The following is a 9,285-nucleotide window of genomic DNA, read 5'->3' as shown; positions in this document are numbered from 1 at the left end:
CGGGGTCCCTTATGGGGCCTCGCTTTTTTGTTTCGCCGCTGATTCCATGTATAATAGAACGTATACAAATTTTAGGAGCAGAGCGATGAACGATAACTTCAAGAAAACCAATCGTATTTCAATGCTTCAGCAATTGCTGATTAATGGCAGTGAACAAACCATTATGATTAATGGTGATGACAGGAGTAATCCGCTGCTTTTGTTTTTGCACGGCGGTCCCGGCACGCCTCAAATCGGCTATGCGAGAAAATACCAGAATAAGCTGGAAAAGCATTTCACCGTTGTGAACTGGGATCAGAGAGGGGCGGGTCTCTCTTATTCAAAGGAAATTCCGGGTTCATCTATGACTTTAAATCAGCTGACAGCCGATACCATTCATTTGACCGAACACTTATGCAAGCAATTCAGCAGGCAAAAAATATATATCGCCGGCTATTCGTGGGGTTCAGTTCTGGCGCTTCATGTTCTTCAAGAGAGACCTGATTTGTATTATGCGTATATCGGTATCAGTCAGGTGGTTAATATTCAAAAGGAAGAAACGGAAGCTTACCGGCTGATGATGGAATGGAGCAGGCAACGGAAACATTTCCTGCTGGAAAAGACGCTGCGCTTTATCGGAGCGCCTCCATGGGAGAAACAGCTGCAGCGATCGTTATTTCTGCTTTGTATCGAGATGAGGGGAGGGGGCTTTACCCATCATCCGATCGGTGCTCTTAAAGCAGGGGGGCGAATGCTGTTTGGTGAACCGTACGGTGTGAGAGGGAGCTTCTTAGCCGCGCGGGGACAAATGTTCAGCCTGAAACACCTGTGGGAGGATCTCATTTTCTTTGATGCCGGGAAATCAGTTTCTTCTATTATAATACCGTGCTGTTTTATGTCAGGGAGATACGATTTGACGGTCCCGGGGACGACGTCTTATGAATATTATCAGAAGGTTGATGCGCCTTATAAAGAATGGCATTGGTTTGAGAACTCAGCCCATTCGCCTCACTTGGAGGAACCGGATCGCTTTGCCGAAGTTGTCAGCCGGTTCGCATCGTTCCATCTCTGAAAGAAAACAGGCATATCCTTGATTAATCATGGTATCACCTGTATAATAATCAAAGTGTGAAAACCACAAGGTTCTTTAAATAAACCTTGCAACATGCGTCTATTTTCTGTATAATAGTGTATGTTGGTCTTTGACTGCGATGAAGTGAGAGGTTGCTGACACACCCGGCCGCTTTGCCATGGCAAGGTGATCAGGTTTTTCTCACGGAGAACTGTCTAACGTGATGTAGGCGAAAAGGAGGGAAAATAATGGCAAAACAAAAAATTCGTATTCGTTTAAAAGCATATGATCATAGAATCCTTGATCAATCTGCAGAGAAGATTGTTGAAACGGCAAAACGTTCTGGTGCCAGCGTATCTGGTCCGATTCCGTTGCCAACTGAAAAATCAGTTTACACAATCCTTCGTGCGGTGCACAAATACAAAGATTCTCGTGAGCAATTTGAAATGCGTACACATAAACGTTTAATCGACATTGTGAACCCAACACCACAAACTGTTGATGCTCTCATGCGATTAGACTTACCATCTGGTGTCGATATCGAAATCAAACTTTAATTCTAAAATATAGAATGATCTTAATAGGAGGTGTGACGAATGACCAAAGGAATCTTAGGAAGAAAAATTGGTATGACGCAAGTATTCGCAGAGAACGGTGATCTTATCCCGGTAACTGTTATTGAAGCAGCTCCAAACGTTGTTCTTCAAAAGAAAACAGCTGAAAATGATGGCTATGAAGCGATCCAGCTTGGTTTTGACGATAAGCGTGAAAAGCTTTCAAACAAACCGGAAAAAGGACACGTTGCAAAAGCGGAAACTGCTCCTAAGCGCTTCGTTAAAGAATTACGCGGCGTGGATATGGATGCGTATGAAATTGGTCAGGAAGTCAAGGTTGAAATTTTCTCTGCAGGAGAAATCGTAGATGTAACAGGAGTATCTAAAGGTAAAGGTTTCCAAGGTGCAATCAAGCGCCACGGACAATCTCGCGGACCTATGTCTCACGGTTCACGCTACCACCGTCGTCCTGGTTCAATGGGACCTGTAGATCCTAACCGTGTATTCAAAGGTAAACTATTACCTGGACGCATGGGCGGAGATCAAATCACTGTCCAAAACCTTGAAATCGTAAAAGTAGATGCTGAGCGCAATCTTCTTTTGATTAAAGGTAACGTACCTGGTGCGAGAAAAACTTTAATCACTGTTAAAAGTGCTGTTAAATCTAAATAAGTCTCTTAGGAAAGGAGGAAATTGATCATGCCAAAAGTAGCATTATACAACCAAAACGGTTCTACTGCTGGTGATATCGAATTAAACGCGTCTGTATTTGGAATTGAGCCAAATGAGAGCGTAGTATTCGACGCTATTCTTATGCAAAGAGCTTCCTTACGTCAAGGATCTCACAAAGTAAAAAATCGTTCTGAAGTACGCGGCGGAGGTCGCAAACCATGGCGTCAAAAAGGTACAGGTCGTGCCCGTCAAGGTTCAATCCGTTCACCGCAATGGCGCGGAGGTGGTGTCGTATTCGGCCCAACACCACGCAGCTATTCTTACAAATTACCTAAAAAAGTTCGCCGCTTGGCAATCAAATCAGTATTGTCTTCTAAAGTGAACGACAACAACATTATTGTTCTTGAAGATCTTACTCTTGATACGGTTAAAACAAAAGAAATGGCAGCTATCCTTAAAGGATTATCTGTTGAGAAAAAAGCTTTAATCGTAACTGCGGATGCAAACGAAGCAGTATCTCTTTCTGCACGCAACATCCCTGGAGTTACAGTTGTTCAAGCTAACGGAATCAACGTGTTAGACGTTGTCAACCACGAGAAGCTTCTGATTACAAAAGCTGCGGTTGAAAAAGTAGAGGAGGTGCTTGCATAATGAAAGATCCTCGTGATGTTCTTAAGCGCCCCGTCATTACTGAACGTTCTGCTGATTTAATGACTGAAAAAAAATATACTTTTGAAGTTGATGTAAGAGCTAATAAAACAGAAGTGAAAGATGCAGTTGAAAGTATCTTTGGAGTGAAAGTTGACAAAGTCAACATCATGAACTACAAAGGGAAATCAAAACGTGTCGGCCGCTACACTGGTATGACTAGCCGTCGCAGAAAAGCGATCGTAAAACTTACTGCAGACAGCAAAGAAATCGAAATTTTTGAAGCTTAATTATCTGTAAAAAGAAGGAGGGAAATTCAAAATGGCGATTAAAAAGTATAAACCGACCTCTAACGGACGTCGTGGCATGACAACTTCAGATTTTGCTGAAATCACGACTGACCAGCCGGAAAAATCCTTGCTTGCTCCCCTTCACAAAAAAGGCGGACGTAACAACCAAGGTAAATTGACTGTACGTCACCAAGGTGGCGGACACAAACGCCAATACCGTGTTATCGACTTCAAACGCGATAAAGATGGTATACCTGGACGCGTTGCTACAGTTGAGTACGATCCAAACCGTTCAGCTAACATTGCACTAATCAACTATGTAGACGGAGAAAAACGTTACATTCTTGCACCAAAAGGAATTCAAGTAGGTACTGAAATCATGTCCGGCCCTGAAGCTGACATCAAAGTAGGTAACGCACTTCCGCTTATCAACATCCCTGTTGGTACAGTTGTGCATAACATTGAATTAAAACCTGGTAAAGGCGGACAGCTTGTACGTTCAGCTGGTACATCTGCTCAGGTTCTTGGTAAAGAAGGCAAATACGTTCTTGTACGTCTTAACTCTGGTGAAGTTCGCATGATCCTTTCTGCTTGCCGCGCTTCTATCGGTCAAGTAGGTAACGAGCAGCACGAACTTATCAACGTTGGTAAAGCAGGACGCTCTCGCTGGAAAGGCATTCGCCCTACAGTCCGCGGTTCTGTAATGAACCCTAACGATCACCCGCACGGTGGTGGTGAAGGTCGCGCGCCAATCGGACGTAAATCACCAATGTCTCCTTGGGGCAAACCGACTCTTGGATTCAAGACACGTAAGAAAAAGAACAAATCTGATAAATTTATCGTACGTCGTCGTAAAAATAAATAACGGGGTTGTCTACGGTTCATTTCGGACCGTAGTGCAATCACGAAGGGAGGTTCCAAAATGGCTCGCAGCTTGAAAAAAGGACCATTTGTCGATGGACACTTGATGACAAAAATCGAGAAATTAAATGAAACGGACAAGAAACAAGTTGTAAAAACTTGGTCTCGCCGTTCAACTATTTTCCCACAATTTATCGGTCACACTATCGCAGTATATGACGGACGTAAACACGTGCCTGTATTCATTTCTGAAGACATGGTAGGCCACAAGTTGGGCGAATTCGCACCGACTCGTACTTACAAAGGCCACGCCAGTGACGATAAAAAAACAAGACGCTAAGAGAGGAGGCTTTTAAATGCAAGCTAAAGCTGTTGCAAGAACAGTCCGTATTGCTCCTCGTAAAGCACGTCTAGTAATGGACCTGATTCGAGGTAAGCAAGTAGGCGAAGCAGTATCTATCCTGAACTTAACTCCGAGAGCTGCTTCTCCGATCATCGAAAAAGTTTTAAAATCTGCTATCGCAAATGCTGAGCACAACTACGAGATGGACGCTAACAATCTGGTTATTTCTCAGGCATTTGTTGACGAAGGCCCAACGTTAAAAAGATTCCGCCCGCGTGCTATGGGACGTGCGAGCCAAATCAACAAACGTACGAGCCACATTACAATCGTTGTATCAGAAAAGAAGGAGGGATAAGTAGTGGGTCAAAAGGTAAATCCAGTCGGTCTTCGTATCGGAGTCATTCGTGATTGGGAATCTAAGTGGTACGCTGGTAAAGATTACGCTGACTTCCTGCACGAAGATTTAAAAATTCGTGAATTCATTAGCAAACGCCTTTCTGACGCTTCTGTTTCTAAAGTAGAAATCGAGCGCGCAGCAAACCGCGTTAACATTACGATCCACACTGCTAAGCCTGGTATGGTAATCGGTAAAGGCGGATCTGAAGTTGAAGCACTTCGTAAAGCCCTTAACAGCCTTACTGGCAAGCGTGTACACATTAACATTCTTGAAATCAAAAGAGCAGATCTTGATGCTCAGCTTGTAGCTGACAACATCGCTCGTCAACTAGAAAACCGTATTTCTTTCCGCCGTGCGCAGAAACAACAAATCCAACGCACTATGCGTGCTGGAGCACAAGGTGTGAAAACAATGGTTTCCGGTCGTCTTGGCGGAGCTGACATTGCTCGTTCTGAATACTACAGTGAAGGAACTGTTCCATTGCACACTTTACGTGCTGACATCGACTATGCAACATCTGAAGCTGACACAACTTACGGTAAGCTTGGTGTAAAAGTCTGGATCTATCGTGGAGAGGTTCTTCCTACTAAGAAGAAAACTGAGGAAGGAGGAAAATAATATGTTATTACCAAAACGCGTTAAATATCGCAGAGAGCATCGCGGAAAAATGCGCGGTCGCGCTAAAGGCGGTACTGAAGTACATTTTGGTGAGTACGGTATCCAGGCTCTTGAAGCTTCTTGGATCACGAACCGCCAAATCGAAGCTGCACGTATTGCGATGACTCGTTACATGAAACGTGGCGGTAAAGTTTGGATTAAAATTTTCCCTTCAAAACCTTACACTGCTAAACCGCTTGAGGTACGGATGGGTTCCGGTAAAGGGGCTCCTGAAGGCTGGGTAGCTGTTGTAAAACCGGGCAAAGTTTTATTTGAGATTTCTGGTGTGTCTGAAGAGGTAGCTCGTGAAGCTCTTCGTCTTGCATCTCACAAATTGCCAATTAAAACGAAGTTCGTAAAACGTGAAGAAATTGGTGGTGAATCAAATGAAAGCTAATGAAATTCGTGACCTTACCACTGCTGAAATTGAACAAAAAGTAAAGTCTCTTAAAGAAGAACTTTTCAATCTTCGCTTTCAATTAGCGACAGGACAACTTGAAAATACTGCTCGCATTCGTGAAGTGCGCAAAGCTATCGCGCGCATGAAAACTGTGATTCGTGAAAGAGAAATTGCTGCCAACAAATAATCACTGAGGGGAGGTCGTGAGCATGAGCGAACGTAACCAACGCAAAGTTTACCAAGGCCGTGTTGTTTCTGACAAAATGGATAAAACCATCACTGTTGTTGTTGAAACATACAAAAAGGATCCTATTTACGGTAAACGCGTAAAATACTCGAAGAAATTCAAAGCACATGATGAAAATAACCAAGCTAAAATCGGAGACATCGTAAAGATCATGGAAACTCGTCCATTATCTGCAACTAAGCGTTTTCGTCTAGTAGAAGTTGTCGAAGAAGCTGTTATTATCTAATAAAGTTCGGAATTCTTTTTCCGAAGGGAGGTAACAAATAATGATTCAACAAGAGACTCGTTTAAAAGTTGCTGACAACTCCGGTGCGCGTGAGGTACTTACTATTAAAGTTCTTGGCGGTTCTGGACGTAAAACGGCTAACATTGGTGATGTAATTGTTTGCACGGTTAAACAAGCAACACCAGGAGGCGTTGTCAAAAAAGGTGAAGTCGTAAGAGCTGTTATCGTTCGCACAAAAAGCGGAGCACGCAGAACTGACGGATCATACATCAGCTTCGATGAGAATGCATGTGTTATCATCCGTGACGACAAGAGCCCGCGTGGAACTCGTATCTTCGGACCGGTTGCCCGTGAATTACGTGAAAACAACTTCATGAAAATTGTTTCTCTGGCTCCAGAAGTTATCTAATGAAATAAATGCCTTACTCAAGGAGGTGCGATCAGGATGCATGTGAAAAAAGGCGATAAAGTAATGGTTATCTCTGGTAAAGATAAAGGCAAACAAGGTACAATCCTTGCTGCTTTCCCTAAAAAGGACCGCGTTCTAGTTGAGGGTGTAAACATGGTGAAGAAGCACTCTAAACCAACTCAAGCAAACCCTCAAGGCGGTATTTCTAATCAAGAGGCGCCAATTCATGTATCAAACGTTATGCCGCTCGATCCTAAAACAGGTGAAGTGACTCGCGTAGGATACAAAGTGGAAGATGGCAAAAAAGTTCGTGTTGCAAAAAAATCTGGGCAAGTCTTAGATAAATAGTATTTAAAGGAAGGGAGGTCTATCTCATGAACCGCCTTAAAGAAAAGTACAATAAAGAAATTTCACCTGCTTTAATGACGAAGTTCAACTACGACTCTGTTATGCAGGTGCCAAAAATCGAAAAAATCGTAATCAACATGGGTGTTGGTGATGCTGTTCAAAACGCGAAAGCAATCGACAGTGCTGTTGAAGAATTAACGTTTATCGCAGGTCAAAAACCTGTCGTTACTCGTGCGAAGAAATCAATTGCTGGATTCCGTCTTCGTGAGGGAATGCCTATCGGTGCGAAAGTAACTCTTCGCGGAGAGCGCATGTATGATTTCCTTGATAAACTTATTTCTGTATCTTTACCGCGTGTACGTGACTTCCGCGGGATTTCTAAGAAATCTTTCGACGGTCGCGGAAACTACACTCTTGGTATCAAAGAACAGTTAATCTTCCCTGAAATTGACTACGATAAAGTAACAAAGGTTCGCGGAATGGACATCGTTATTGTAACGACTGCTAACTCTGACGAAGAGGCTCGTGAGCTATTAACTCAAGTAGGTATGCCGTTCCAGAAATAATCAATGAAAGGGAGGCGAAATCGTGGCTAAAAAGTCAATGATTGCGAAACAACAACGTACACCAAAGTTTAAAGTGCAAGAGTACACTCGCTGTGAACGCTGCGGACGTCCGCACTCAGTCATTCGTAAATTTAAACTTTGCCGTATTTGTTTCCGTGAGCTTGCATATAAAGGACAAATTCCTGGCGTGAAAAAAGCCAGCTGGTAATCCCCAAGAATGGGAAGGAGGTAATTATATAATGGTTATGACAGATCCAATTGCAGATATGCTGACTCGTATTCGCAATGCAAACATGGTACGTCATGAGAAGCTTGAAATTCCTGCTTCTAAATTGAAAAGAGAAATTGCTGACATTTTAAAGCGTGAAGGTTTCATTCGTGACGTTGAGTTCGTAGAAGACAGCAAACAAGGTATCATCCGCGTTTTCTTGAAATACGGACAAAACAACGAGCGCGTTATCACTGGTCTTAAAAGAATCAGCAAACCAGGTTTGCGTGTATACGCTAAATCAAATGAAGTACCTCGCGTACTTAACGGTCTTGGAATCGCGATTATTTCTACATCACAAGGTGTTTTAACGGACAAAGAAGCCCGTGCAAAACAAGCTGGTGGAGAAGTTCTAGCATACGTTTGGTAAGAAGTTTAACAAGAATGGAGGTGTTTTAGTATGTCTCGTGTAGGAAAAAAACTGCTTGAGATCCCTTCTGGAGTTACAGTAACGCTGAACGAAGGCAACACTGTAGCTGTAAAAGGACCAAAAGGAGAATTAACTCGTACTTTCCATCCTGATATGGAAATCAAAATTGAGGACAACGTGCTTACAGTTACTCGTCCTTCTGATCACAAAGAGCACCGTGCGCTGCATGGTACGACTCGCAGTCTGCTTGGAAACATGGTTGAAGGCGTATCTAAAGGATTTGAAAGAGGTTTGGAATTAGTCGGTGTCGGTTATCGTGCGGCTAAATCCGGAAACAAACTTGTTTTAAACGTTGGATACTCTCATCCTGTTGAGATTGTTCCTGAAGAGGGCATCGAAATCGAAGTTCCTTCTCAAACTAAAGTAGTTGTAAAAGGTACAGACAAAGAGCGTGTAGGAGCTATCGCTGCTAACATCCGCGCTGTACGTTCTCCAGAGCCTTACAAAGGTAAAGGAATCCGCTACGAAGGTGAAGTTGTTCGCCGTAAAGAAGGTAAATCTGCTAAGTAAGACCGCTTAAAGTGAAGAAAGGAGTGACCTAAGGATGATTACGAAAACTAGCAAAAATGCTGCTCGTCAAAAAAGACATGCCCGTGTTCGTGCTAAACTTTCAGGCACAGCTGAAAGACCTCGTCTGAATGTGTTCCGTTCAAACAAACACATTTATGCTCAAATCATCGATGATGTAAATGGCGTTACACTTGCTAGTGCCTCTACTCTCGATAAAGATTTGAACGTGGAAAGCACTGGTGACAGCGCTGCTGCTGCTAAAGTCGGTGAACTCGTTGCGAAACGCGCTTCTGAGAAAGGTGTTTCTGACGTAGTATTTGACCGCGGCGGATACTTATACCATGGACGTGTAAAAGCTCTGGCCGATGCAGCTCGTGAAGCCGGACTGAAATTTTAATAAAAAAAGGA

General features: G+C 43.2%; 19 protein-coding genes. All 19 read left to right on the top strand.

Annotated features, from left to right (window positions below):
• Positions 1–85: 85 nt before the first annotated feature.
• A complete protein-coding gene (locus ACWHAR_RS18455; protein WP_032872233.1) occupies positions 86–1,051 on the top strand; it encodes an alpha/beta fold hydrolase in 966 nt (321 codons plus the stop codon).
• Positions 1,052–1,299: 248 nt separating this feature from the next.
• Positions 1,300–1,608, top strand: a complete 309-nt coding sequence (rpsJ, locus tag ACWHAR_RS18450) for a 30S ribosomal protein S10 (RefSeq protein ID WP_003156464.1) — start codon at positions 1,300–1,302, stop codon at positions 1,606–1,608.
• Between the two features lie 39 nt (positions 1,609–1,647).
• Positions 1,648–2,277, top strand: coding sequence for a 50S ribosomal protein L3 (gene rplC / locus ACWHAR_RS18445; protein ID WP_007410402.1), 630 nt, complete (start codon positions 1,648–1,650; stop codon positions 2,275–2,277).
• A 27-nt stretch (positions 2,278–2,304) separates the two neighbouring features.
• Positions 2,305–2,928, top strand: a complete 624-nt coding sequence (gene rplD / locus ACWHAR_RS18440; protein ID WP_007615239.1) for a 50S ribosomal protein L4 — start codon at positions 2,305–2,307, stop codon at positions 2,926–2,928.
• Positions 2,928–3,215: a 50S ribosomal protein L23 gene (rplW, locus tag ACWHAR_RS18435; protein WP_003156467.1), complete on the top strand. Its 288-nt coding sequence runs from the start codon at positions 2,928–2,930 to the stop codon at positions 3,213–3,215. Before rplD ends, rplW begins: the two co-directional genes overlap by 1 nt.
• A 31-nt stretch (positions 3,216–3,246) precedes the next feature.
• Entirely contained in the window at positions 3,247–4,080 is an 834-nt protein-coding gene (rplB, locus tag ACWHAR_RS18430) for a 50S ribosomal protein L2 (protein ID WP_003156470.1), read from the top strand.
• A 57-nt stretch (positions 4,081–4,137) separates the two neighbouring features.
• A complete protein-coding gene (gene rpsS / locus ACWHAR_RS18425) occupies positions 4,138–4,416 on the top strand; it encodes a 30S ribosomal protein S19 (RefSeq protein ID WP_003156472.1) in 279 nt (92 codons plus the stop codon).
• 16 nt (positions 4,417–4,432) lie between these two features.
• On the top strand, positions 4,433–4,774 hold the full coding sequence (rplV, locus tag ACWHAR_RS18420; protein ID WP_003156475.1) for a 50S ribosomal protein L22: 342 nt from the start codon (positions 4,433–4,435) through the stop codon (positions 4,772–4,774).
• Between the two features lie 3 nt (positions 4,775–4,777).
• Entirely contained in the window at positions 4,778–5,434 is a 657-nt protein-coding gene (gene rpsC, locus ACWHAR_RS18415; protein ID WP_003156476.1) for a 30S ribosomal protein S3, read from the top strand.
• Position 5,435: 1 nt separating this feature from the next.
• Complete coding sequence (rplP, locus tag ACWHAR_RS18410) at positions 5,436–5,870, top strand: 50S ribosomal protein L16 (protein WP_003156478.1); 435 nt, start codon at positions 5,436–5,438, stop codon at positions 5,868–5,870.
• The gene (rpmC, locus tag ACWHAR_RS18405) at positions 5,860–6,060 is read left to right on the top strand and encodes a 50S ribosomal protein L29 (protein ID WP_003156482.1); all 201 of its coding nucleotides are present in this window, start codon (positions 5,860–5,862) and stop codon (positions 6,058–6,060) included. Before rplP ends, rpmC begins: the two co-directional genes overlap by 11 nt.
• Positions 6,061–6,082: 22 nt before the next feature.
• Complete coding sequence (gene rpsQ / locus ACWHAR_RS18400; RefSeq protein WP_003156484.1) at positions 6,083–6,346, top strand: 30S ribosomal protein S17; 264 nt, start codon at positions 6,083–6,085, stop codon at positions 6,344–6,346.
• 40 nt (positions 6,347–6,386) lie between these two features.
• Positions 6,387–6,755, top strand: coding sequence for a 50S ribosomal protein L14 (gene rplN, locus ACWHAR_RS18395; RefSeq protein WP_007410404.1), 369 nt, complete (start codon positions 6,387–6,389; stop codon positions 6,753–6,755).
• Between the two features lie 36 nt (positions 6,756–6,791).
• Positions 6,792–7,103 (top strand): 50S ribosomal protein L24, encoded by a 312-nt coding sequence (gene rplX / locus ACWHAR_RS18390; RefSeq protein ID WP_003156486.1) that lies wholly within the window; start codon positions 6,792–6,794, stop codon positions 7,101–7,103.
• Positions 7,104–7,129: 26 nt separating this feature from the next.
• Positions 7,130–7,669, top strand: a complete 540-nt coding sequence (rplE, locus tag ACWHAR_RS18385) for a 50S ribosomal protein L5 (protein WP_003156487.1) — start codon at positions 7,130–7,132, stop codon at positions 7,667–7,669.
• Positions 7,670–7,691: 22 nt separating this feature from the next.
• The gene (rpsN, locus tag ACWHAR_RS18380; RefSeq protein WP_003156488.1) at positions 7,692–7,877 is read left to right on the top strand and encodes a 30S ribosomal protein S14; all 186 of its coding nucleotides are present in this window, start codon (positions 7,692–7,694) and stop codon (positions 7,875–7,877) included.
• Between the two features lie 31 nt (positions 7,878–7,908).
• The gene (gene rpsH, locus ACWHAR_RS18375; RefSeq protein ID WP_003156489.1) at positions 7,909–8,307 is read left to right on the top strand and encodes a 30S ribosomal protein S8; all 399 of its coding nucleotides are present in this window, start codon (positions 7,909–7,911) and stop codon (positions 8,305–8,307) included.
• 30 nt (positions 8,308–8,337) lie between these two features.
• Complete coding sequence (rplF, locus tag ACWHAR_RS18370; protein ID WP_003156490.1) at positions 8,338–8,877, top strand: 50S ribosomal protein L6; 540 nt, start codon at positions 8,338–8,340, stop codon at positions 8,875–8,877.
• 34 nt (positions 8,878–8,911) lie between these two features.
• Positions 8,912–9,274, top strand: a complete 363-nt coding sequence (gene rplR / locus ACWHAR_RS18365; RefSeq protein WP_003156492.1) for a 50S ribosomal protein L18 — start codon at positions 8,912–8,914, stop codon at positions 9,272–9,274.
• The last annotated feature ends 11 nt before the right edge of the window (positions 9,275–9,285 follow it).

This window comes from Bacillus sp. LR--39 (assembly GCF_053613335.1).
This window is presented reverse-complemented; position numbering and strand designations above follow the sequence as displayed.

Bases quoted from the DNA above. Each gene is read 5' to 3' on its own strand.
- ACWHAR_RS18455 (WP_032872233.1), top strand. From the start codon at position 86: ATGAACGATAACTTCAAGAAAACCAATCGTATTTCAATGCTTCAGCAA.
- rpsJ (WP_003156464.1), top strand. From the start codon at position 1,300: ATGGCAAAACAAAAAATTCGTATTCGTTTAAAAGCATATGATCATAGA.
- rplC (WP_007410402.1), top strand. From the start codon at position 1,648: ATGACCAAAGGAATCTTAGGAAGAAAAATTGGTATGACGCAAGTATTC.
- rplD (WP_007615239.1), top strand. From the start codon at position 2,305: ATGCCAAAAGTAGCATTATACAACCAAAACGGTTCTACTGCTGGTGAT.
- rplW (WP_003156467.1), top strand. From the start codon at position 2,928: ATGAAAGATCCTCGTGATGTTCTTAAGCGCCCCGTCATTACTGAACGT.
- rplB (WP_003156470.1), top strand. From the start codon at position 3,247: ATGGCGATTAAAAAGTATAAACCGACCTCTAACGGACGTCGTGGCATG.
- rpsS (WP_003156472.1), top strand. From the start codon at position 4,138: ATGGCTCGCAGCTTGAAAAAAGGACCATTTGTCGATGGACACTTGATG.
- rplV (WP_003156475.1), top strand. From the start codon at position 4,433: ATGCAAGCTAAAGCTGTTGCAAGAACAGTCCGTATTGCTCCTCGTAAA.
- rplP (WP_003156478.1), top strand. From the start codon at position 5,436: ATGTTATTACCAAAACGCGTTAAATATCGCAGAGAGCATCGCGGAAAA.
- rpmC (WP_003156482.1), top strand. From the start codon at position 5,860: ATGAAAGCTAATGAAATTCGTGACCTTACCACTGCTGAAATTGAACAA.
- rpsQ (WP_003156484.1), top strand. From the start codon at position 6,083: ATGAGCGAACGTAACCAACGCAAAGTTTACCAAGGCCGTGTTGTTTCT.
- rplN (WP_007410404.1), top strand. From the start codon at position 6,387: ATGATTCAACAAGAGACTCGTTTAAAAGTTGCTGACAACTCCGGTGCG.
- rplX (WP_003156486.1), top strand. From the start codon at position 6,792: ATGCATGTGAAAAAAGGCGATAAAGTAATGGTTATCTCTGGTAAAGAT.
- rplE (WP_003156487.1), top strand. From the start codon at position 7,130: ATGAACCGCCTTAAAGAAAAGTACAATAAAGAAATTTCACCTGCTTTA.
- rpsH (WP_003156489.1), top strand. From the start codon at position 7,909: ATGGTTATGACAGATCCAATTGCAGATATGCTGACTCGTATTCGCAAT.
- rplF (WP_003156490.1), top strand. From the start codon at position 8,338: ATGTCTCGTGTAGGAAAAAAACTGCTTGAGATCCCTTCTGGAGTTACA.
- rplR (WP_003156492.1), top strand. From the start codon at position 8,912: ATGATTACGAAAACTAGCAAAAATGCTGCTCGTCAAAAAAGACATGCC.